This window comes from Agromyces seonyuensis (genome assembly GCF_009789225.1).
GTDB lineage: Bacteria > Actinomycetota > Actinomycetes > Actinomycetales > Microbacteriaceae > Agromyces > Agromyces seonyuensis.
The window spans coordinates 1-20,815 of sequence record NZ_WSTA01000045.1; the positions used below are offsets into that span (position 1 = coordinate 1).

Consider the following 20,815-nt stretch of genomic DNA (forward strand, 5'->3'; position numbering starts at 1 on the left):
GGGCGGGTCGCGCTCGGGAGCGTCCGGCGGACGCGGCGACGCGCGCGGCGGCTCGGATGCCCGCGGCGACCGCCGTGCGCCGGGTCCTCGGTCGTCGGGGCCCGCGTCGAACGGGCCGCCGCTCGACGAGTACCCGCCCGACGACGGGTATCCGGGCTCCGGGCCATCCGAGCCGGAGCGGCCGTTCTCGATCACGGACCTGCCGCGCGACCCGGCCACGCGCCTCGAGCGGGACGGGCTCCAGGCGATCCTGCAGTACCCGCAGTTCGTCGATCCGGCGCTCCTCCGCAAGGCCCTCGAGTCGCGCTTCGGCCAGCCCTCGCTCGCCGTCGTGCGCGACGGCATCGCGTCGGCGCTCGCCGACGGCGGGGGAGCGGTCACGGTCGAGGCCGTCATCGCGGACGTCCCCGAGTCGTTCCGCGGGCTCGTGCAGCAGCTCGTCGTGGCGCCCGTGCCCCAGCGCAACGAGTCGGAGCTGCCCGGCTACGTGAGCGGCATCGTGGGCTCGCTCGTCGACCGCGAACTGCTGCGTCGCAAGCAGGAGCTGCTCGGCGCGCTCCAGCGCGCCGACCCCGCGGACGCCGACGGATTCACCGCGCTCCAGCGTTCGCTCGTCGACCTGGAGCGGGAGCGCCGCGCCCTGCGCGGCGTCTGATCATCGCCCGGCTCAGCGCGCGACGAGCGAGTCGAGCTGGGACTCGATGACGTCGGCGTCGGCGCCGAGCGGCCAGAGCCGCACGAGGTTGCCCTCCGTGTCGATGAGCGCGGTCATCGGGGCCTCGACCACCGCATAGGCGCGCCAGATGCGCAGCTCGGGGTCGCGCAGCACGGGCTGGGCGACGTCGTTGGCGTCGATGAAGTCGCGCACGTCCTCGTCGGCGCCCTCGGGGTCGCCGTTGATGTGGACGATGGCGATCCGCTCGCCCCACTCGGCGTCGAGCTCGTCGAGCTCCTCCTGCTGCTCGGCGCAGCTGTCGCACCAGCTCGCGGTGAACTGCAGCACGACGGGCCGGTCCGCCCAGATCGCGGCGAGGTCGACCTCGCCGCCGTCCAGGAGTTCGCCGACGACGGGCGGTGCCGGGGGCGCTGTCGGATCGCCGACGAACGAGACTCCTTCGGGGGCGCCGGTCGGCAGGACGGCGGTCGTCGGCTCCGCGGACGAGCACCCGGCGAGGGCGAGGACGAGGGCGACGGAGCCCGCGAGGGCGAGGGCGGGAGTACGGGACATGTCGGACCTCGTTCAGTCGAGCTCGGCGGTGCCGAGGGCGGGGATGCTGATGCGCAGATCATCGGCGTCGGCGCCGACCTCGATCCGCGTGAGTTCGTGACCGTCGAGCAAGACGTCGTAGACGCCGGCCCCGGGGACTTCGAGTCCCGAGAGATCGAAGACGCAGAACGACGGGATGCGGGGGGCGACGCCGTAGTCCTTGTCGTCGGCCGGCACCGCCTCGCCCGAGCCGAGCTCGTCGCTGGCGACGACGTCGCCGGACTCGTCGACGAGGGCGAGATCCGCGCCTCGGTGCACGGCCTCGTACGGACGGGCGCCCGAGCAGGAGGCGCCGTCGACGCGGAGGACGCCGTCTCGGACGACGACATGGGCCGGTGCGCCGCCGCCGGCGGTGCACCCGGCGAGCAGGGGCAGGGCCAGGGCCGCGGAGACGAGCGGGAGCGGTCGGCGCATCGGATCCTCTCGGGTGGTTCGGGTGGTTCGGGTGGTTCGGGTGGTTCGGGTGGTTCAGATGGCGCTGGTGTTCCGGTCGGCCGACGAGCCGGAGGCGCCGGGCACCGGAGCCCGCAGCCTACCGAGGTGCCGGCGAGGGGTCGCGGGCGCCCCTCCGGGAGCGGAGGGACGCCCGCTCGGCGCTAGTTCAACGTGAACGTCAGCGTCGTGGTGTTGCCGGCGACGTCGGAGACGACGAGGGTGTTCAACCCCGCCACCGCCCCGAACGCGCCCGGCTTGACGAAGTTGAGGTCGGACCACGCGTTGTCCGTGAGGTCCTTGACCACTCCGTTGAGGGTGAGCCGGTCGATCTTGCCCGCGTCGTAGAGCTTGTAGCTCACGAGCGAGTAGACGCCGTCGGCGCCCACCGTCTCATTCGCGCCCGTCTTGACCGTGACCGTGGGTGCGGTCGCGTCGATCGTGAACGCGAACGTGCCGGTCTGGGAGATGTTGCCCCCCAGATCCTGCGAGTTGTACTTGACGGTGTACGCGCCGTCGGGCAGCGAGACGGTCGCGGTGTGCGTGGCGCTCGTGGCGCCGTCCGCGGCCGTCTGGGTGCTCTTGACGAGCGTCGAGCCCCGGTAGACGTTGGCGACGATCCGCTGCAGCCCGTAGCCGTCGGTCGCGTCCACCTGCACCTGGAGCTCGCGGAACGGGCCCGCCGCGGTCGGCGATACGAGCGTCGCCGTCGGCTTGACGACGTCCTGCACGGCCGAGGAGGTCGACGCGGTCGCAGCCGGGTCGTTCTCCGAGGTGACCGTCAGCGCGACCGCCGGTGCGGCCGTCGGCACGCCCTCGCCCTCGTAGACGAGGTAGGCCGCGGCGTCCGCGGTCTCGCCCGTCGCGAGCGTGAGGATCTCGTTGGGCAGCTGCACGCGCCAGCCGGCCGCGTCGCCCTGGATCTCGGCGGCGATCCGGTAGATGTCGCCGTTGGCGAGCGCGTCGGCGGCCGCGGCACCGGTGTTGGTGACCGGCACCGTGATGCCGAGCAGGCCGCTGCCGAGGTCGCCGCTCATCGCAGCCGACCCGACCGTGACGCCGCGCGCCTGGGTCGAGGCCGACGTCAACGAACGCACCGCGACGCCGTACGAGAGGAGGCCCGTCTCGTCGCGCTCGACGTCGGTGACGTAGAAGTGCAGCCCGTTGGCCTCGTCGACGTACTCGAACTCGGAGCCCGAGTCCGTGCCCGCGTGGAAGAGGGCGTCGTTGAGCTGGCGCTGGTCGCCGCGCGTGATCATCACGGGCGTCCCGTCGGGGCGCACGTAGTCGACCGTCGCGATGTCCTGCGGGTTCGCGTCGATCGCCCAGATGAACGGGTTCGAGTCGCGGTTCTTCGTCTTCGAGATCATGACGCCGTGGTCGGGCTGGAACGAGTCCGTGCCCATCCGGTCGATGACCTCGAGGGTGTAGTTGTCGAAGTTGCCGCCGTCGCAGGCCCACGTGGCCGCGCCCGCCGCGTCGGTGCCGCGGCGCGAGCAGGATCCCGTCGAGTTGTCGGCGGGAGCGCTGTCGGGCTTGTCGAGGACGAGGTTGATGCCGGTGAGCATCCCCGGTCCCATGACGGCGCGCGAGGTGATCTCGGCGCTGACCGAGCCGTACTGGTCGAGCGTCGACTCGGGCAGGTTCACGTACTCGTCCGCACCGATGATGCCGAGGTTGATGCGGTTGCGGAGCCCCACGCCCGCGGGCTGCGAGCCGCCGGCGACCGAGGGCACCGAATAGCGCTGGTGGGTGCCGCCAGGGCCGTTGAACGAGCCTCGAGCGAGGACGTCGAACGGACCGCTCGTGTCGCGCAGCGGGCCGCCGTCGGCTGCTTCGACGCCGTACGGGTTGCCGTAGTTGTCGGCGATGCCGAGGATGTGGCTGAACTCGTGCGCGAACGTGCCCATGCCGCTCGACTCCGCCTGGGTCGAGTTGCCGGCGCGGGTCGACGTCGGGAAGTTCGCGTTCGGCCAGTGGTTGATCGCGCCGGCCCACGAGGTCCAGGGGACGTACCGGGTCTGGGCCCAGTTGTTCATGGGCTGACCGTTCTGGTCGAGCGCGACGCCGTTCTCGTCGCGGGGCGGGCCGAACTCGTCGGTCACGTCCTCGCGGTTCTCGAACAGCATCTGCCCGAACTCCTCCCACGTCGACGACTCGTCGTGGCCGGCCGTGACGTAGAAGACCTGGTCGAACTGCGTCAGCGGGTCCGCGACGCCGAGGTCCGCGCTCCACAGCGCGTTCGCGTCGGTGCGGATGACCTTGTTGCACGAGTCGCCCTGGGGGCAGAAGGCGGCGTTCGGCCGGTTGAACGAGTCGTTCAGGCCGTACTCGTGGATCTTGCCCGGCAGGCGGTACGGCCCGAAGGCCTCCATCTGCACGCTGAGGCGGCCCCCGGACTGCTCCATCCAGTACTCGTTGATGGTGCGGCCGTGGTTGAGTTCGTTCGGCGTGTTGAGCAGGTCGAGGTAGAAGTCGGGCACGTCCTCGCGGGCGACCGGCTCGGTCAGGCCGTTCGGGTCGCCGAAGACGTGGGTGCCCGGCTCCTGGGTGACCAGGAAGTCCTGGTCGCTGAAGTCGAGCAGCACGATCGCGCCGTCGAACTGCCGCTGGCTGCCCTCGGTGTCGTTCGCCCAATCGGTGCCGGGGACGGGGACGTAGTCGTCCCACGTCATGTCGTCCATGTTCTCCCAGACCTGTTCGTCGATCGGGTCGAGCACGGAGGGGTCGAGCGCCCCGGGGGCGTCGGCCGGAGCGGCGTTCGCCGGGAACGCGGCGAGCGCCGGACCCGCGACGACGGCCAGTGCGGCCAGCGCCGCGAGGCCGCCGCGCCGCAGTCGCGGCGTGGTGCTTCCTTTTCGCTGCAATTGAACTCCTCGGATCGTGTGTGTCGCACATTCCGAGCGGGTGGCCGGTCGGCGGCTCGCCGACGGCCCGGCCGACTCGTTCGGTGTCCGCAGCCTGCCAGTGAGTCGGCTATGTGCGAAACATGTGTCTCGAAGGTGAAACATGGGGAAAGACGATGAGTATCGTTCAGGAATACTGATGAATCAGGTCGGGAATCATCGTCTCGGTCGTCGAGTCGAGCCGCCCGTCTCGCCCGCAGTTCCGGGGGAGCAGCGGTGCTCCGCGGGACCGCGAGCGGGGGTGCGCGTGCCGGTCCGAGGCCGCCCGCCGGCACGTTTCAGTCCGGTAACCATCGGGCCCAGATCGATCCGCGACGGTTGTGGAGCACATCCGGCGTGCTAGTTATGTTCTCACCGAAGTCCCAGTCGGCGTCCCGATGCCGCTGGACGTGTCCCCACAGGAAGAGGTAGACGGATATGGCATCCGCATCCACGTTCCGCAAGCGCGGCATCGTCGCGCTGGCCGGACTCTCCGCCGCAGTGCTCGCCCTGACGGGCTGCTCGTCGTCGGCCGACGACGAGAACACTGGCGACGAGGCGATCATCGTCGGCACGACCGACAAGGTCACGACGCTCGACCCCGCAGGTTCGTACGACAACGGCTCGCTCGCCGTGCAGACGCAGGTCTTCCCGTACCTGCTCAACACCGACTACCAGTCGACCGAGGTCGTGCCCGACCTCGCGGAGACCGCCGAGTTCACCTCGCCGACCGAGTACACGGTCACCCTCCCCGAGGGCCTGAAGTGGGCCAACGGCAACGACCTCACGTCCTCCGACGTGAAGTTCTCCTTCGACCGCCAGGTCGCGATCGCCGACCCGAACGGCGCCTCGTCGCTGCTCTACAACCTCGAGTCGGTCGAGACGCCCGACGACACCACGGTCGTCTTCCACCTGATCAGCGAGAACGACCAGGTCTTCCCGCTCATCCTCACGAGCTTCCCGGGCGCGATCGTCGACGAGGAGTCCTTCTCCGCCGACGCGATCACGCCGGACGAGGACATCGTCGCCGCCAACGCCTTCGGCGGCCCGTACTCGATCACGTCGTGGGACTTCAACCAGCTCGTCGCGTTCGAGGCCAACCCGGAGTACCAGGGCCTCCTCGCCGCGCCGAAGACCTCCGAGGTCAACCTCCAGTACTTCGACGAGTCCTCGAACCTGAAGCTCGCCGTGCAGGAGGGCGACATCGACGTGGCGTACCGCTCGCTGTCGACCACCGACATCGCCGACCTGCGTGAGAACGACGCGGTCAAGGTCCTCGACGGCCCCGGCGGCGAGATCCGCTACATCGTGTTCAACTTCAACACGCAGCCCTTCGGCGCCACGACCCCCGAGGCCGACCCGGCCAAGGCCCTCGCCGTCCGTCAGGCGGTCGCGGACCTCATCGACCGCGACGCGCTGAGCGAGCAGGTCTACCAGGGCACGTACAGCCCGCTGTACTCGTTCGTCCCCGAGGGCTTCGCCGGCGCGACCGAGTCGCTCAAGCCGCTCTACGGCGACGGCGACGGCGGACCCGACGCCGACAAGGCGGCGGCCACGCTCGAGGCGGCCGGCATCACCGAGCCCGTCGAGCTCGCCCTGCAGTACTCGAACGACCACTACGGCCCGTCCTCGGCCGACGAGTACGCGCTCATCAAGGACCAGCTCGAGTCGACCGGTCTCTTCACCGTGACGCTGCAGACCACCGAGTGGGTGCAGTACTCGAAGGACCGCACGTCCGACGTGTACCCGGCCTACCAGCTCGGCTGGTTCCCGGACTACTCGGACGCCGACAACTACCTCACGCCGTTCTTCCTCACGGAGAACTTCCTCGGCAACCACTACGAGAACCAGGAAGTCAACGACCTGATCCTGCAGCAGGCGACCACGGTCGACCCGGCCGAGCGCACCGCGCTCATCGAGCAGATCCAGGATGCGGTGGCGGGCGACCTCTCGACCGTCCCCTACCTCCAGGGCACGCAGATCGCCGTCGTCGGTTCGGACATCGCCGGTGCGGAGGACACGCTCGACGCGTCGTTCAAGTTCCGCTACGCGGCACTGTCGAAGGGCTGAGCGGCCGGTCTCCAGGCAGCGACGCACCGGGCGGCCCGTCCTCCTCGCACGAGGACGGGCCGCCCGGCTCAGTACCCGAGAGGTTCACATGACGACGACCACCGCGCCGGCCCCCGCCGCCAGCGGCAACACCCCCAAAGCGCGACGAACCGGCGGCGGTCTCGGCCGCTACCTGCTGATCCGCGCACTGCTCATCATCCCGACCGTGTTCATCCTGGTGAGCCTCGTCTTCTTCCTGATGCGGCTGACCGGAGATCCGATCACGGCGGCATTGGGCGGCAGGCTCTCCGCCGATCAGCTCGCGGAGCGCATCCACGAGGCCGGCTACGATCGACCCCTGCTGATCCAGTACCTCGAGTACCTCGGCAACGTGTTCACCGGCAACTTCGGCACCACGATCAGCGACCGCAAGCCCGTCACCGAGATCCTCGTCACCTACGGTGCGGCGACTCTCGAGCTGGCGTTCTACGCGCTCCTCGTCGCGTTCGTCGTCGGCATCCCGCTGGGGATGCTCGCCGCCTACGTGCGCGACCGCTGGGGCGACGCGGCCCTGCGCGTCTTCGCCATCCTCTGCTACGCGACTCCCGTGTTCTTCGCGGGCCTGCTCACCAAGCTCGTCTTCTCGGTGTGGCTCGGCTGGCTGCCGATCTCGGGTCGCGCCTCGACGCGGGCCCAGCTCCAGATGCAGCGCCTCGACGATCCCACCGGGATCTACACGATCGACGCGATCCGCACGGGCAACCCCGACGTGCTGGCCGACGTGCTGCTGCACGCCGTCATGCCGGCGCTCGTGCTGGGCCTGCTCACCGCCGGCGTGTTCCTCCGGCTCGTACGCACGAACGTGATCGGCACGCTCTCGACCGACTACGTCGAGTCCGGCCGTTCGCGCGGCGTCCGCGAGTACCGACTCGTGACCAAGCACGCGTACCGCCCGGCGCTCATCCCGATCATCACGGTCATCGGGCTCCAGATCGCCCTGCTGCTCGGCGGCGCCGTGCTGACGGAGACGACCTTCGAGTGGCGCGGCCTCGGCTTCATGCTCTCGCAGTACCTCCAGGCCCGGGACTTCGTCGCGGTGCAGGGCATCGTGGCGCTGCTCGCCGTCATCGTGGCGCTCACCAACTTCCTCGTCGACGTCATCGCGGCGATCATCGACCCCCGGGTGAGGTACTGATATGACCGTCGCCACCGTTCCGAACCGCTCGCGCTGGGCGCGGCTTCCCGTCGTGCACCAGCTCCGGCAGAGCGTGGGCCTGCAGCGGGGCATGCTCGTCGCAGGTCTCATCATCACCGCGATCTTCCTGCTCACCGCGGCGTTCGCGCCGTGGGTCGCGCCCTACGGGTTCTCGCAACTGCGCGACGCCGACGGCCTGTTCGGCTCCGCGCAGCCTCCGTCGGCCCAGCATCTACTCGGCACGACCGTCGGCGGGTTCGACGTGCTCTCGCGCACCATCTGGGGCGCGCAGACCGCGTTCCTCGTGATCGTGTTCGCCCTCGTCTTCTCGATGTTCATCGGCATCCTGCTCGGTCTCGTCTCCGGCTACTTCGGCGGCTGGCTCGACCGGGTGCTCGTCGTGGTCTGCGACGCGATCTACGCGTTCCCGTCGCTGCTGCTCGCGATCGTGCTCTCGATCGCCATCTCGGGCGGGCAGTCGGGACTCTGGGCGGGCATCACGGCAGCGGCCGGCTCGATCACCGTCGTGTTCATCCCGCAGTACTTCCGCGTGATCCGCGCCGAGACCGTGCGCATCAAGTCGGAGGCCTACGTCGAGTCGGCGAAGGTCCTCGGCGCCTCGACGGGGCGCATCATGTTCCGGCACATCTTCCGCAACGCCACGCGCACCCTGCCCCTCATCCTGACGCTCAACGCGTCGGAGGCGATCCTCACCCTCGCGGGCCTCGGCTTCCTCGGCTTCGGCATCGAGCCGACGCAGGCGGCCGAGTGGGGCTACGACCTCAACAAGTCGATCGCCGACGTCTCGAGCGGCGTGTGGTGGACGGCGGTCCCTCCGGGCATCGCGATCGTCTTCGTCGTGCTCGGCATCACCCTCGTCGGCGAGAGCCTCAACGACCTCGCCGACCCCCGCCTGCGCGGCCGTCGCCGAGCGGCGAAGGGCGCCGGTCTGGTCGCCGAGACCTCCGTGGTCCCCGGCGGCACCCTCACCGCCGGGCCCGGCGGGGTGGACGGGCTCGAGAGCGGCGAAACGTTCGGCGATCAGGGAATCGAGGTCAAGTCATGAGCGCGGTGGTCGACATCCGCAACCTGTCCGTGTCGTTCGCGACGGACCACGGACCGGTGAAGGCGGTCCACGACTTCAGCCTCGAGGTGCGCAGCGGCGAGGTGCTGGCGATCGTCGGCGAGTCCGGCTCGGGCAAGACCGTCACGGCGAAGTCGATCCTCGGCCTCCTGCCCGGCAACGCGACCGCGGCCGGCGCCGTCCTGCTCTCGAACAAGGCCGGCACGTCGTCCAGCGACGTCGTCTCGCTCTCGAAGCAGCAGCTCCGCGAGGTGCGCGGCACCGACGTCGCGATGGTGTTCCAGGAGCCCTCGACGGCGCTCAACCCGGTGTACCCGATCGGCTGGCAGATCATCGAGGGCATCCGCGCCCATCGGAAGATCTCCAAGCAGGAGGCCCGCGCCAAGGCGATCGACATCCTCGGCCGCGTCGGCATCCCCGACCCGGAGGAGCGCGTCGACCACTACCCGCACCAGTTCTCGGGCGGGCAGAAGCAGCGCATCGTCATCGCGATGGCGCTCGCGCTCGACCCGGGCCTCATCGTCGCCGACGAGCCGACGACCGCGCTCGACGTCACGGTGCAGGCCGAGATCCTCGACCTGCTGCGCCGCTGCCGCGACGAGTTCGGCATGGCGATCGTGCTCATCACGCACAACATGGGCGTCGTCGCCGACCTCGCCGACCGCGTCGCGGTCATGTACCAGGGCGAGCTCGTGGAGCAGGCCGACGTGACGACGCTCTTCGCGTCGCCGCAGGCCGACTACACGAAGAAGCTCCTCGGCTCGGTGCCGTTCGTCGGCCACGGCACGGCCCGTGCGATCGAGCGCGCCGACGCCCGCCCCGCGGGCTGGGCCGAGCAGACGCCGGTCGTGTCGGCGCAGGACCTCACGATCCAGTACCCGGGCCGCTTCGGCCGGCCGGGCTTCGTCGCCGTGCGCGGGGTGTCCTTCGACATCCGGCCCGGCGAGGTGCTCGGCCTCGTGGGCGAGTCCGGATCGGGCAAGTCGACGATCGGCCGCGCGATCGCGGGGCTCACCCCGGTCACCGGCGGCTCGCTCTCGGTGCTCGGCACCGAGATGCTCGGGGTCAAGGAGCGCGACTTCCGGCCGCTGCGCAAGCGCATCGGCTTCGTGTTCCAGGACCCGGCGTCGAGCTTCAACCCGCTGCTGACGATCGCGCAGTGCGTCGCCGAGCCCCTCGTCGTCCACGGCATCGCCGCCGACGCGCAGGACGCGCGCGCCCACGTCGACGAGCTCCTCGAGGCGGTGCAGCTGCCCCGGGCCTACGGCGACCGCTACCCGCACGAGCTCTCGGGCGGCCAGCGGCAGCGCGCGAGCCTCGCACGGGCGCTCGCGCTGCGGCCCGAACTGCTCATCGCCGACGAGCCGACGAGTGCGCTCGACGTCTCGGTGCAGGCGCGCGTGCTCGACCTGTTCGCCGAGCTGCAGGCCGAGCTCGGCTTCGCGTCGCTGTTCATCAGCCACGACCTGGCCGTCGTCGACCTGCTCTCCGACCGCATCGGGGTGCTGTTCCGCGGCGAGCTCGTCGAGGAGGGCACGGGCGCCGAGGTGCTCGGCGCGCCGAAGGAGGCGTACACCAAGCGCCTGCTCGGGTCGCTGCCGGTGCCGGATCCGGTCGAGCAGGCGCGCCGACGTGCGGCGCTGGCCGAGCTTCGCAAGACTGAGTGACATGTCGCGCGCCCCGCTCCACACTCTCCCGGTCTCCCTCAGCGATGTCTCGCTCGAGTATCCGGCACGGGGTGCGAGCGGGGCGCAGGTCGCGCTGCGCGGTGTGAGCCTCACGGTGCGGCCGGGCGAGGTCCTCGGCCTCCTCGGCGGCGCCGGCTCGGGCAAGTCGACGCTCGCGAAGGTCGTCTCGACGGCCTTCCTCGAACGCGACGCCCCGAAGCCGCGTCCCGTCATCACGGGCGGCGAGGCGCGCGTCCTCGGCGAGCGGGTGCGCGGGATGTCGCGGCGCACGGCCGACCGGCTGCGTTACGGCATCGGTTACGTCGCGCAGGATGCCGCGAGCGGGCTGCCGAACGACCGCACGGTCGCCGAGCACGTCGCCGAACCGGTGCTGCTGCGCGATCCCCACTACGACACCCGGCGCCTCGAGCACCGCGTCGCGGCGGCGGTCGATGCGGCCGGACTCCCGCTCCGGCTGCTCAGCGCCTTCCCCTACCAGCTCTCGGGCGGACAGCGGCAGCGCGTCGCGCTCGCGCGGGCCGTGGTGCTGCGCCCGACGCTGCTCGTCGCCGACGAGCCGATGGCGGGCCTCGACCTGACGGTGCGGGAGTCGGTCGTGCAGCTCTACGCGTCGCTCCGCGAGAACCCGGCGTTCGCGGGCATCCTCATCTGCCACGATCTGCCGGTGCTGCGTCGCATCGCCGATCGGGTCGCCGTGCTCGACCGCGGCTCGCTCGTCGCGCTCGGACCGCTCGACGAACTGCTCGCCGATCCGCAGCATCCGTTCATGGAGCGACTCGCCGCCGCCCTGGACGCGGGGCACGCCGTCATCGACGAGCTCGAGGCCGGGAAGCTCCGGTGAGCGCGGTCGCACCCGGCGCCGGCGGCACCGCCCGGCACGAGGCCGTGCTCGCCGTGCCCGCGTGGGAGCCGCCGCCCGGGCGACGACCGGAGGCGGGGCCGATCGCCGTGCTCCCGGAGGCCGACCCGTTCTTCGTGGAGGCGATCGAGGCCGCGGGCGGCACGGTCGCACCGCTCTCGTCGGCGACGCGCGGCGTCGTGTGGCTGTCCTCGTCGCGGCCCGACGAGTTGACGGCGGCACTCGAGTCGCATCCGGGCATCGGCTGGGTGCAGCTGCCCTGGGCGGGCGTCGACGCGTTCGCCGGGCTGCTCGCCGATGCCGCGGAGCGCCCCGTGCTCTGGACGAGCGCGAAGGGGGCCTACGCCCAGCCCGTCGCCGAGCACGCCCTCGCGCTGACGCTCGCGAGCCTCCGACTCTTCGGCCGCCGGGTGCGTGCGCGCACCTGGGAGGGCGGCGAGGAGGGGCGTTCGCTCTTCGGGCGGCGGGTCGTCATCCTCGGTGCGGGCGGCATCGCCCTCGAACTGCTCCGGATGCTCGCGCCGTTCGGCGTGCACGTCACGATCGTGCGCCGCAGCTCCGACCCGGTGCCCGGCGCGGCGCGCACCCTCACGACCGACCGGCTGCACGATGCGCTCGCCGACGCGGACGTCGTCGTCGTGGCGGCGGCCCTGACGGGCGGCACCCGGCGGCTCTTCGACGCCGCGGCGTTCGCCGCCCTGCCCGAAGGCGCGGTGTTCGTGAACATCGCACGCGGCGGGCTCGTCGACACGGACGCGCTCGTCGCCGCATTGGAGTCGGGCCGACTGGCGGCCGCGGGCGTCGACGTGACGGATCCGGAGCCGCTGCCCGACGGTCATCCGCTGTGGGATGCCACGAACGCGATCGTGACGCCGCACTCGGCCGACACCGAGGACATGGTGCGGCCGCTGCTCGCCGAGCGGGTGCGCACGAACGTGCAGGCCTTCCTCGGCGACGGCGGATTCGTGGGCGTGGTCGACCCGTCGGCCGGCTACTGATGGGGCGCGCGGGCGCCTCGGACACGCCCGAGTGCGTGAGGCTTCCTCGCCGATTTCGGGCTGGTCGAATCCTTTGCTAAAGTAGTCGTCGCTGCAAGGAGCCGCCCGAGGTTCGCAGCGATGATCCTCCATAGCTCAATTGGCAGAGCAATCGGCTGTTAACCGATAGGTTCTTGGTTCGAGTCCAAGTGGGGGAGCCACCGAGGCCCTCGTCGACAACGACGGGGGCCTTCGTCGTCCCAACGAACAGGTGCGCATGTCCGAGCCCGAAGCCGCGGTCCCCGAGCCCGACGATCCCGCCGCGCTCGCGCGCGCCCGACGCGACGGCATCGCCGTGGGGCTGGCGACCGCCGCCTACGGCGTCTCGTTCGGCGCGCTGTCGGTCGCGAGCGGCCTCGACGTCGCGCAGACGATGTTCCTCAGCCTCGTCATGTTCACGGGCGGCTCGCAGTTCGCCCTCGTCGGCATCTACGCCGCGGGCGGCATCGCGGCCGCCGGCACGGGGATCGCGGCGGCGGGCATCCTCGGCCTCCGCAACGCCATCTACGGCATGCGGATGCGTCCGCTCATCGTGGGGGAGGGGCGGGGTCTCCGGGGCTGGCTGCACCGCATCGCGGCAGCCTGGATCACGATCGACGAGTCGACCGCGGTGGCGCTCGCGCAGACCGACCGCCGCAGCGTCCGCACCGGCTTCTGGGTCACCGGGCTCGCGGTCTTCGTCGGCTGGAACGCGACGACGCTCGTCGGCGCCCTCATCGGCGACGCCCTCGGCGACACGCGCGCGTGGGGGCTCGACGCGGCTGCGGCCGCGGCGTTCCTCGGCCTGCTCTGGCCGCGCCTCAAGCGCTTGCAGGCGGGCGCCGTCGCCGTCGGCGCCGCGGTCGTCGCGGCCCTCACGACGCCGGTTTTCATGGCGGGCGTCCCGGTGCTCGTGGCCGCGCTCGTGGCGATCGTCGTGGGCTGGTTCGACTGGTTCGGGCCCCGTTCGCGCCGGGCGAAGGAGGGGCTGCGATGACCGCCTGGCACCTCGTGCTGCTCGCCTCCGCGGCGACGCTCGCGTTCAAGCTCCTCGGCTACGTCATGCCGCCGAAGCTGCTCGAGGCGCCGCGTCCCGCGCGCATCGCGGATCTGCTGACCGTGGCGCTGCTCTCGGCGCTCATCGTCGTGCAGACCTTCGGCGACGGGCAGGCGATCGTCGTGGATGCCCGCCTGCCCGCGGTGCTCGTCGCGGCCGGTCTCTACGCGCTCCGCCTGCCGTTCATCGTGGTCGTGATCGTGGCCGCGGCCGTCGCGGCAGGCATCCGCGCGATCTTCTGAGGCAGGGACGCCAGCTCAGCCCTCGAGGTGGTCGCGACCGGGCAGCCAGCTCACGCCGGGCTTGTTCCAGCCCTGCTTTCGGGCGATCTTCGCGGCGATGCGCTGGTCGTCGAGGTCGAGCCGGTCGACGTAGATCGTGCCGTCGAGGTGGTCGTACTCGTGCTGGAAGATGCGGGCGAGCCAGCCCTCGGCACGGATCTCGTACTCCTCGCCGTCGAGGTTCGTCGCGCGGAGGATGGCGCGGTCGGCCCGGCGCAGGCCGAACCGCTCGCCCGGGAACGACAGGCAGCCCTCGGACTCGAGGTCGGGGTCGGGGATGCCGGGCTCCGTCGGGCTCAGCCAGAGCTCCGGGTTGATCGCCACGTCGCGCCACGCCCGGCCGGCGTCATCGGTCCAGGCGAAGACGAACAAGCGCAGCCCCACGCCGACCTGCGGTCCGGCGAGGCCGACGCCGGGCGCCGCATCCATCGTCTCGAACATGTCGGCGACGAGGTCGCGGAGGTCGTCGTCGATCTCGGCGACGGGGAGTGCTTCAGCGTGCAGGACGGGCTCGCCGCTGATGCGAATGGGGAGTACGGCCATTCGCCCAGCCTATCGGCGCCGGGGCGGATAGCCTCGGGGGGTGGAGTTCGACCTCGCTGCGGTAGTCACCGCCGTTCCGCCGCAGGCCCGGCAGTTCATCGGCATCCCCTTGGCTCTGCTCGGTGCGGTCTTCCTCGCGGTCGGCGCGCAGCTGCAGCACCGGGGCGTGCACAAGGTCGAGGCCAGAACCGAGGATGCCTCGCGCGGCGGCCTGCAGATCCGCCAGCTCCTGCTGCTGCTGAAGCGCCCCAGCTGGCTCATCGGCACGATCATGCTCGGCCTGGCCGTCGTGCTGCAGCTCTCGAGCCTCTACTTCTCGCCCATCACGATGGTGCAGCCGCTCGGCGCGATCGGCCTCGTGATCACGGCGATCATCAACTCCCGGGTCTCCCACATCAAGCTCAAGACGCCGACGATCATGGCGATCGTGCTGTGCGTCGGCGGCGTCCTGGTGTTCGTCGCCGTCGCGTCGTTCACGACGACGTCCAAGCCGGTCACCGACCGCGATCTGATCACCATCCTCGTCATCCTCGCCGTCGTGCTGGTGGCCCTCGGCATCGTGTTCGCGGTGCTGCGCCACCGGGTCCGCGCGCTCTTCTACGTCATCGCGGCGGGCATCCTCTACGGCTTCGTCGCGACCCTCGCGAAGGTCGTGCTGGGACGACTCCAGCAGAGCGAGTTCGAGTGGCTCACCTGGACGTGCGTGCTCGCGCTCCTGCTCGCGGCCGCGCTCGGCGGGTACTTCGTGCAGAACGCGTACTCGTCGGGACCGCCCGACCTCGTCATCGCGGGCCTCACCGTCGTCGACCCGCTCGTCGCCGTCGGCATCGGCATCATCGTGCTCGACGAGGCCGCCGGCGCCCCCTGGTGGGCGATCGCGACGTTCATCGTCTCGGGCGCCGTGGCCGTCTGCGGCGTCTTCCTCATCGCGAAGACGCACCCGCAGATCCGGGTGTGAACGAGATGTTTCCGCCGTTCATCCCTGCGGATGAACTCCGGCCGGGCACCCTCGAACGGGGCGCCGTCTAGACTATGGTCGACTTCGCGCACCGCCCGAGGAGCGCACAGCCCGCGGGAGGCGAATCTCCCGCCACGAAGACCGAAGGACTCACCAGTACGTGTCTGATCACCTCGATTCGACCGCTGCCGGCATCGAGCCCGACGCCGCGAAACGTCCGCTCCGTGTGCTGATCGGTGCCGACACGTTCGCCCCCGACGTCAACGGCGCCGCCCGCTTCGCCGAGCGGCTCGCCGCCGGCCTCGTCGAGCGCGGCCACGAAGTGCACGTCATGGCTCCGGCCGCCTCCCGGAAGCACGGCACCTGGACCGAGACGCACGAGGGGCAGCAGTTCACCGTGCACCGCCTCTACAGCTGGCGCTGGTACCCCCACGACTGGCTGCGCTTCGCGCTGCCGTGGCGCATCAAGCAGAACTCCGCGCGCGTGCTCGACGCCGTGCAGCCCGACGTCGTGCACTTCCAGTCGCACATCGTCACCGGCCGCGGTCTCTCGATCGAGGGCGCGAAGCGCGGCATCCGCATCGTCGGCACGAACCACTTCATGCCCGAGAACATGCTCGAGTTCACGCTCATCCCGAAGGCCTGGCAGGAGAAGGCGATCGGCCTGGCCTGGAAGGCGGCCCGGCGCACGTTCGGCCGCGCCGAATCCGTCACCACGCCGACCCGCAAGGCCGCCGACTTCCTCGAGAAGCACACCGGCCTCGTCGGAGTGCACGCCATCTCGTGCGGCATCGACGCGTCGAACTACCGGCCGAACTGGGAACCGCGCACCGAGAACCGCATCGTCTTCGTCGGCCGCGTCACCGGCGAGAAGCACATCGACGTCCTGCTCAAGGCCGTCACCCTGCTGCCGGCCGGGCTCGACGCCAAGGTCGAGATCGTCGGCGGCGGCGACCAGCTGAAGAACCTCCAGGCGCTCGCCCGGGAACTCGGCATCGCCGACCGCGTGCGCTTCACCGGGCGCGTCTCCGACGAGGAGCTCTTCGAGGCGTACCACCGGGCATCCGTGCTCGCGATGCCCTCGATCGCCGAACTCCAGTCGATCGTGACCATGGAGGCCATGGCCTCCGCGCTCCCCGTCGTCGCCGCGAACGCCATGGCGCTGCCGCACCTCGTGCACGACGGCGAGAACGGGCACCTCTTCCGCCCGGGCGATGCGGCCGACCTCGCCGACAAGCTCCGCCAGGTGCTCGAAGCGCCGCAGGCCGAGTACCGCGCGATGCAGGAGGCTTCGATCCGCCTCGTCGCCGCGCACGACATCCAGCGCACCATCTCGACGTTCGAAGCGCTCTACCGCGGCGAAGCCGTCGTCGACCCCTCTATCGACGTCGAATCGGCGAACGCCGCCGAATAGTCCCCGCCGCCCCGGGAACGGGGGCAGGATGGATGCCACGGCCCGCCCGAACGGGGCGCGCCCGGAACGGGGGATCCCATGTCAGGCCAGCGCTTCGACGCCGACGACGACCGCAACTACGCGAACAGCGAGGCCGAGCAGGCCGAGCTCAAGCGCATCCACGACGAGGAACTCGGCGTCGACCCGTTCTGGGAAGGCGCCGACATCACGAACGCCGGCGGCCCTGGCGTGCACCGCGGCGACGACATCGACACCGGCGGCACGGGCCTGCGCGACCGCGACGACGACTGACTCGGCCCCGCGCTGCGCGGGCCCCGGGCGTCGGACCCGGTATCGTGGTGAGCCGTCGGGCTCCCGGTCCGGCGGCGCCCGGCTCTCTTCGCGACGGCCGGCGCGGGGCGGTAGCTCAGCCGGTCAGAGCAGTGGACTCATAATCCATCGGTCACGGGTTCAAGTCCCGTCCGCCCTACCTCGATTTTGATCTGATCAGGAGTTCTCGTCCCACCGAGAGGGGCGGGACTTGATCAAGTCTCCACTTATTCACCACAAATGCGCGCGCCCTCGCGCGCTTCCAGGCGCTTCATCGCCCGAACGCGAGTCGTCTCGACTTGTCTGGAACGGGCCACACGACCGGTCGGACAGCGGTCGATTCGCCTGGGTTCGCCTCGGCTCGAGGCGCCGCCAGGCGCACCTGTCCGGTATGGACACGGAACGATTCGCCGGGCTCGGCCTCGAGCCCGTGCTGACCACGAGCGAGCTCGCCGACTACCTCGGCGTGCACGTGCAGGCGATCTACGACTTGCGCACCGACGGCCGCGGCCCGGCCGGCATTCGAGTGGGTCGGGAAATCCGATTCCGCATCTCCGACGTGCTGCGGTGGCTGGACGGGATGCACGAACCCGATCACGTCGTCAGCGGCGGATCGGAGGCGCGCTGATGGCGGGACGACCACGCCAACCAGTCGGCACGTTCGGGTCGATCACGACGACGGAGGTCGAGCGCGGCAAGTTCCGCGCGACGACACGCTTCCGCGACTGGGACGGGCAATCGCGAAAGGTCAGTGCGACGGGCAAGAGCCGGAGGGCAGCCGAGAGCGCGTTGAAGGTCGAGTTGCAGAACCGGATGCATGTCGGCGGCGGTCAGGACGAGGTGCTGGCCGACTCGCCGTTCGCCGAGCTCGCCGCGGCGTGGGTCGAAGACCTCCGACTGGACGTGGACCGCGCTGCGAGCACCAAGGCGCAGTACGAGCGGGCTCTGCGGCTCTGGGTCATGCCCGCCTTCGAGAACTTCACTGTTCGCGAGATGACGGTGGCTCGGCTCGACCGCTTCCTGAAGGTGCAGCGGACGACGTCGTACTCCCGGGCGAAGCAGTCGAAGACGATCCTCAGCATGATCCTCGGCTTCGCGGTGCGGCACGGCGTGCTCGCATCGAACCCGATCAAGGAGGTGGCGCAGATGAAGCGCCCGAAGCGGGTGCCGAAGGCCCTCACGCTCGAGCAGATCGCAGCGATCAGACTCGCAGCGTACGAGCACGGGATCGGACGTCCGGGCATGAAGCCGAGCGGGCTGGTGCGCGACGTCATCGAGGTCATGCTCGGTACGGCGACGCGCATCGGCGAGGCGCTCGCGATCCGCAAGTGCGACGTCGACATGACGATCGACCCTCCGACCGTGCGCATCGCGGGCACGATCGTCTGGCACAAAGGCGCCGGCGTGAGTCGACAGTCGCATCCGAAGACCCACGAGTCGAATCGCGTGGTCGCGGTGCCGTCGTTCGCGGCGGAGGTGATGCGTCGTCGACTCGCGATGATCCCAGATGCCGAACGGCAGGACCCCGAGCACCTGCTGTTCTTCACCCGCAACGGAACACCGGTCGCGCCATACAACGTCCGCCGCACGTTCCGGGAGATCCTCGAGGAGGCCGGCCTGTCTGGACTCCAGATCAGCCCGCACGCCTTCAGGCGAACGGGCGCGACGTTGATCGCGCACGAGCTCGGCCTTCAGGCCGCGGCCGATCAGCTCGGCCACACCTCGACGACCACGACAAAGGAGCACTACGCGGAGCGGGACACCCGGGTGAATCCGCTCCCGGCGAAGGTACTGCAGCAGTTGGCGCCGAAGGGTCCGTCTGGCGCGGATGGGTCTGAATGGGAGGAGCCGGAGTAGGTCAGGCGGTGACGAGTGCCGAGCGCGTTGATGGTCGGCACTCCTTCGCACTTCGTGGCATTCCAGTCGACTTCCCCCGGTCTGGGGATCGCGCGGCAGGCAGCTGCTCGGGATGCTGTCATCGGGCCCGTGAGCGTCAACGGCGGCCCGGAGTGGAGTTCTCCCGGTGATTGAAGATATGGGTGCGGCGGGTGGTTCGGCGCAGCGCGAGTACGAGCGTCGGCGAGCCAAGGACGAGGCGCGCCTTCGCGAGCGCTGGGGTCGTTTCGGCGGGGTCGCTGTCGCACTTGCCGGTGAGCGGCAGAGCACTGCGGCGTGGGGTGTCGGCGCCGCGGGCGAGGTTGCGGTCGGTAGGTGCCTCGACGGGCTCGTCTCGTCGCAGATCCGGGTGCTGCACGACCGGCGGATCCCGCGGTCGCGGGCGAACATCGACCACCTGGTCGTGACGCCAGCCGGGGTGTGGGTCGTCGACACGAAGCGGTACAAGGGGCGGCCGGAGCTGCGGGTCGAGGGCGGCATCATCGGACCGCGCGTCGAACTGTTGCGCGTGGGCGGTCGCGATCAGACGAAGCTCCTCGAGGGCGTGCAGCGGCAGGTCGAGGTGGTGCGGGCGGTCGTCGGTGCGACGCCGGTGTTCGGTGCGCTGTGCTTCGTCGAGGCGGACTGGCCGCTGTTCGGCGGTTCCTTCGAGGCCCGCGGGGTGCAGGTGCTTTGGCCGAAGAAGCTCGCCGAGCGGCTGACTGCGGCCGAAGGTGTGGTCGATGTCGAGCTCACGCTGGCGCACTTGGCTCGGAACTTCCGCGCCGCGTAGCCGGACCGGGCGATTCAGCGCGCCGAGCGGGCAGTGCTATCGATGCGTTCGGCTTCTCGACGTCGGTCGAGGTCCGCGATGACGAACGCGACGAAGTCCTCGTCTCGGTTCGCGATCACGACGTCGTCGACCGGCTCGGCGGGTGGCTCGCCGGGCCAGGCGGTCTGCCTGGTCGGCCGGTCGCGGTCGAGGCGGGTGCCGGAGGCGGTGACCCAGTCGTGGAGGCGTTGGCGGGCGTCGGCGAAGTCGCGGTGCCAGCCGAAGGGGGCCGAGCCGTGCTGGGCGGGGTCGTAGGCGCCGAGCCAGTGCAGGTGGAGTGCGGAGAGTTCCCACACGAGCTCGGGGTGGCGGTGCCAGTACGGCGGGATAACCGAGGCCGGGAGGCCGTAAGTGCGGCGCAGCCAGTTCACCCACCGGTTGAGCTCGATCCACTCGGTCTCGGCTTCTTCGGAGGTGAGCAAGTTCCAGTTGATCGGATGCGGCGGCTCGGGCAGGTCGGGGCCGGTGAGGTCGTCGAAGGCGTCGTCGTCGAACGAGGCACCCTGGGCTTCGGGGTCCCAGAGGCCGGGGGTTTCGGTCATTCTGTCGCTCACCGCCCGAGCGCGCTCGAGCCGGCGGTCCGGGCGGTGGACTGCGGGGTGAACTCCGGGGCCGGCATGTCGCGGGCGGTTGTGTGGGCGGCGCGGCGGGTGCGGTCGACGTCGTAGTTGGTCACGGTGAGGTCGTGTCCGATGCGCTTGGCGATGAACTCCTCGCGTTCGTAGATCGCGCCGCTCTGCTCGGTCTGGTAGTTGTGCACGTAGCCCTCGGCGACGAAGCGGTCGCCCTTGGCGAACTTGCCGAAGGCATGCTCGGCCGCGCTGCGGAAGGCGACGAGGTCGTGAAACGTCGGCTCGAGCTCGGTGAAGGTTCCGTCGGGTTCGCGGCGGAAGTGGGGCTGGCCGATGCGGGCGTAGAAGCGAACGACGCCGTCGTCGTTGACGGACCTCTGCGGTTCGGTCGCGATGAAGCCGGTGAGCGATTGCTGGGTCTTGATGGCCATGAGTGTCGTCCTCGCGTCTGGGCGGATGCGGCATCCGCGTTCGCCTGGAAGGTGTGCGCTGGTACCCG

The 20,815-nt window shown here is 70.6% G+C and carries 20 protein-coding genes, 2 tRNA genes and 1 pseudogene; 17 read left to right on the forward strand and 6 right to left on the reverse strand.

The window, feature by feature from the left end; all coding sequences use genetic code 11:
• A pseudogene (locus tag GB864_RS10685) lies at window positions 1-655 on the forward strand (hypothetical protein); the annotation flags it as partial.
• A gap of 12 nt (window positions 656-667) precedes the next feature.
• Here GB864_RS10685 and GB864_RS10690 read toward each other — a convergent pair.
• The 3 genes from GB864_RS10690 to GB864_RS18530 all read right to left on the reverse strand — a co-directional run bounded on the left by GB864_RS10690 (window position 668) and on the right by GB864_RS18530 (window position 4,566).
• Window positions 668-1,228 carry a TlpA disulfide reductase family protein gene (locus GB864_RS10690; RefSeq protein WP_160424863.1) on the reverse strand — a complete coding sequence of 187 codons (561 nt, stop codon included), beginning with the start codon at window positions 1,226-1,228 and terminating at the stop codon, window positions 668-670.
• 12 nt (window positions 1,229-1,240) lie between these two features.
• Entirely contained in the window at window positions 1,241-1,681 is a 441-nt protein-coding gene (locus tag GB864_RS10695) for a hypothetical protein (RefSeq protein ID WP_160424864.1), read from the reverse strand.
• A gap of 182 nt (window positions 1,682-1,863) precedes the next feature.
• A complete protein-coding gene (locus tag GB864_RS18530; protein ID WP_236779051.1) occupies window positions 1,864-4,566 on the reverse strand; it encodes a hypothetical protein in 2,703 nt (900 codons plus the stop codon).
• A 456-nt stretch (window positions 4,567-5,022) separates the two neighbouring features.
• Here GB864_RS18530 and GB864_RS10710 point away from each other — a divergent pair, with 456 nt between their 5' ends.
• The 9 genes from GB864_RS10710 (at window position 5,023) to GB864_RS10750 (ending at window position 13,774) form a co-directional block, all read left to right on the forward strand.
• Entirely contained in the window at window positions 5,023-6,654 is a 1,632-nt protein-coding gene (locus tag GB864_RS10710; RefSeq protein WP_160424867.1) for an ABC transporter substrate-binding protein, read from the forward strand.
• A gap of 88 nt (window positions 6,655-6,742) precedes the next feature.
• Entirely contained in the window at window positions 6,743-7,828 is a 1,086-nt protein-coding gene (locus tag GB864_RS10715; RefSeq protein ID WP_160424869.1) for an ABC transporter permease, read from the forward strand.
• A gap of 1 nt (window position 7,829) precedes the next feature.
• On the forward strand, window positions 7,830-8,894 hold the full coding sequence (locus GB864_RS10720; RefSeq protein WP_160424871.1) for an ABC transporter permease: 1,065 nt from the start codon (window positions 7,830-7,832) through the stop codon (window positions 8,892-8,894).
• On the forward strand, window positions 8,891-10,579 hold the full coding sequence (locus tag GB864_RS10725; RefSeq protein ID WP_160424873.1) for an ABC transporter ATP-binding protein: 1,689 nt from the start codon (window positions 8,891-8,893) through the stop codon (window positions 10,577-10,579). Before GB864_RS10720 ends, GB864_RS10725 begins: the two co-directional genes overlap by 4 nt.
• A gap of 1 nt (window position 10,580) precedes the next feature.
• Window positions 10,581-11,441, forward strand: a complete 861-nt coding sequence (locus GB864_RS18535) for an ATP-binding cassette domain-containing protein (protein WP_160424875.1) — start codon at window positions 10,581-10,583, stop codon at window positions 11,439-11,441.
• Window positions 11,438-12,457, forward strand: a complete 1,020-nt coding sequence (locus tag GB864_RS10735) for a D-isomer specific 2-hydroxyacid dehydrogenase family protein (RefSeq protein WP_336603960.1) — start codon at window positions 11,438-11,440, stop codon at window positions 12,455-12,457. The genes GB864_RS18535 and GB864_RS10735 overlap by 4 nt, the downstream gene beginning before the upstream one ends.
• Window positions 12,458-12,581: 124 nt before the next feature.
• Window positions 12,582-12,657, forward strand: a tRNA-Asn gene (locus tag GB864_RS10740).
• Window positions 12,658-12,713: 56 nt separating this feature from the next.
• A complete protein-coding gene (locus GB864_RS10745) occupies window positions 12,714-13,472 on the forward strand; it encodes an AzlC family ABC transporter permease (RefSeq protein WP_160424877.1) in 759 nt (252 codons plus the stop codon).
• Window positions 13,469-13,774 (forward strand): AzlD domain-containing protein, encoded by a 306-nt coding sequence (locus GB864_RS10750; protein WP_160424879.1) that lies wholly within the window; start codon window positions 13,469-13,471, stop codon window positions 13,772-13,774. The genes GB864_RS10745 and GB864_RS10750 overlap by 4 nt, the downstream gene beginning before the upstream one ends.
• A 15-nt stretch (window positions 13,775-13,789) precedes the next feature.
• Here the strand turns inward: GB864_RS10750 and def are convergent, their stop codons facing one another.
• Entirely contained in the window at window positions 13,790-14,356 is a 567-nt protein-coding gene (gene def, locus GB864_RS10755) for a peptide deformylase (protein ID WP_160424881.1), read from the reverse strand.
• Between the two features lie 40 nt (window positions 14,357-14,396).
• On the opposite strand from def, the gene GB864_RS10760 reads away from it, so the two are divergent.
• From GB864_RS10760 to GB864_RS10790, 7 genes are all read left to right on the forward strand, one after another.
• Window positions 14,397-15,314: a DMT family transporter gene (locus GB864_RS10760; RefSeq protein WP_160424884.1), complete on the forward strand. Its 918-nt coding sequence runs from the start codon at window positions 14,397-14,399 to the stop codon at window positions 15,312-15,314.
• A 160-nt stretch (window positions 15,315-15,474) separates the two neighbouring features.
• The gene (locus GB864_RS10765) at window positions 15,475-16,728 is read left to right on the forward strand and encodes a glycosyltransferase (RefSeq protein WP_336603961.1); all 1,254 of its coding nucleotides are present in this window, start codon (window positions 15,475-15,477) and stop codon (window positions 16,726-16,728) included.
• Between the two features lie 78 nt (window positions 16,729-16,806).
• A complete protein-coding gene (locus GB864_RS10770) occupies window positions 16,807-17,019 on the forward strand; it encodes a hypothetical protein (RefSeq protein WP_160424886.1) in 213 nt (70 codons plus the stop codon).
• Between the two features lie 104 nt (window positions 17,020-17,123).
• Window positions 17,124-17,197, forward strand: a tRNA-Ile gene (locus GB864_RS10775).
• Window positions 17,198-17,428: 231 nt separating this feature from the next.
• Window positions 17,429-17,665: a helix-turn-helix domain-containing protein gene (locus tag GB864_RS10780; RefSeq protein WP_160424889.1), complete on the forward strand. Its 237-nt coding sequence runs from the start codon at window positions 17,429-17,431 to the stop codon at window positions 17,663-17,665.
• Window positions 17,665-18,894 carry a tyrosine-type recombinase/integrase gene (locus GB864_RS10785; protein ID WP_160424890.1) on the forward strand — a complete coding sequence of 410 codons (1,230 nt, stop codon included), beginning with the start codon at window positions 17,665-17,667 and terminating at the stop codon, window positions 18,892-18,894. Before GB864_RS10780 ends, GB864_RS10785 begins: the two co-directional genes overlap by 1 nt.
• Window positions 18,895-19,072: 178 nt before the next feature.
• The gene (locus tag GB864_RS10790) at window positions 19,073-19,705 is read left to right on the forward strand and encodes a nuclease-related domain-containing protein (protein ID WP_160424892.1); all 633 of its coding nucleotides are present in this window, start codon (window positions 19,073-19,075) and stop codon (window positions 19,703-19,705) included.
• 14 nt (window positions 19,706-19,719) lie between these two features.
• Here the strand turns inward: GB864_RS10790 and GB864_RS10795 are convergent, their stop codons facing one another.
• Both GB864_RS10795 and GB864_RS10800 read right to left on the reverse strand, forming a co-directional pair.
• A complete protein-coding gene (locus GB864_RS10795) occupies window positions 19,720-20,286 on the reverse strand; it encodes a hypothetical protein (protein WP_160424894.1) in 567 nt (188 codons plus the stop codon).
• An 8-nt stretch (window positions 20,287-20,294) separates the two neighbouring features.
• Complete coding sequence (locus GB864_RS10800) at window positions 20,295-20,747, reverse strand: single-stranded DNA-binding protein (protein WP_160424896.1); 453 nt, start codon at window positions 20,745-20,747, stop codon at window positions 20,295-20,297.
• Between the last annotated feature and the right edge of the window lie 68 nt (window positions 20,748-20,815).

What these genes read in the sequence shown, in the direction of transcription:
- GB864_RS10770 (WP_160424886.1), top strand. Translation starts at nt 16,807, where the DNA reads ATGTCAGGCCAGCGCTTCGACGCCGACGACGACCGCAACTACGCGAAC.
- GB864_RS10795 (WP_160424894.1), bottom strand. Translation starts at nt 20,286, where the DNA reads ATGACCGAAACCCCCGGCCTCTGGGACCCCGAAGCCCAGGGTGCCTCG.
- GB864_RS10725 (WP_160424873.1), top strand. Translation starts at nt 8,891, where the DNA reads ATGAGCGCGGTGGTCGACATCCGCAACCTGTCCGTGTCGTTCGCGACG.
- GB864_RS10790 (WP_160424892.1), top strand. Translation starts at nt 19,073, where the DNA reads ATGGGTGCGGCGGGTGGTTCGGCGCAGCGCGAGTACGAGCGTCGGCGA.
- GB864_RS10690 (WP_160424863.1), bottom strand. Translation starts at nt 1,228, where the DNA reads ATGTCCCGTACTCCCGCCCTCGCCCTCGCGGGCTCCGTCGCCCTCGTC.
- GB864_RS10785 (WP_160424890.1), top strand. Translation starts at nt 17,665, where the DNA reads ATGGCGGGACGACCACGCCAACCAGTCGGCACGTTCGGGTCGATCACG.
- GB864_RS10745 (WP_160424877.1), top strand. Translation starts at nt 12,714, where the DNA reads ATGTCCGAGCCCGAAGCCGCGGTCCCCGAGCCCGACGATCCCGCCGCG.
- GB864_RS10715 (WP_160424869.1), top strand. Translation starts at nt 6,743, where the DNA reads ATGACGACGACCACCGCGCCGGCCCCCGCCGCCAGCGGCAACACCCCC.
- def (WP_160424881.1), bottom strand. Translation starts at nt 14,356, where the DNA reads ATGGCCGTACTCCCCATTCGCATCAGCGGCGAGCCCGTCCTGCACGCT.
- GB864_RS10780 (WP_160424889.1), top strand. Translation starts at nt 17,429, where the DNA reads ATGGACACGGAACGATTCGCCGGGCTCGGCCTCGAGCCCGTGCTGACC.
- GB864_RS10710 (WP_160424867.1), top strand. Translation starts at nt 5,023, where the DNA reads ATGGCATCCGCATCCACGTTCCGCAAGCGCGGCATCGTCGCGCTGGCC.
- GB864_RS18535 (WP_160424875.1), top strand. Translation starts at nt 10,581, where the DNA reads ATGTCGCGCGCCCCGCTCCACACTCTCCCGGTCTCCCTCAGCGATGTC.
- GB864_RS10750 (WP_160424879.1), top strand. Translation starts at nt 13,469, where the DNA reads ATGACCGCCTGGCACCTCGTGCTGCTCGCCTCCGCGGCGACGCTCGCG.
- GB864_RS10695 (WP_160424864.1), bottom strand. Translation starts at nt 1,681, where the DNA reads ATGCGCCGACCGCTCCCGCTCGTCTCCGCGGCCCTGGCCCTGCCCCTG.
- GB864_RS10720 (WP_160424871.1), top strand. Translation starts at nt 7,830, where the DNA reads ATGACCGTCGCCACCGTTCCGAACCGCTCGCGCTGGGCGCGGCTTCCC.
- GB864_RS10800 (WP_160424896.1), bottom strand. Translation starts at nt 20,747, where the DNA reads ATGGCCATCAAGACCCAGCAATCGCTCACCGGCTTCATCGCGACCGAA.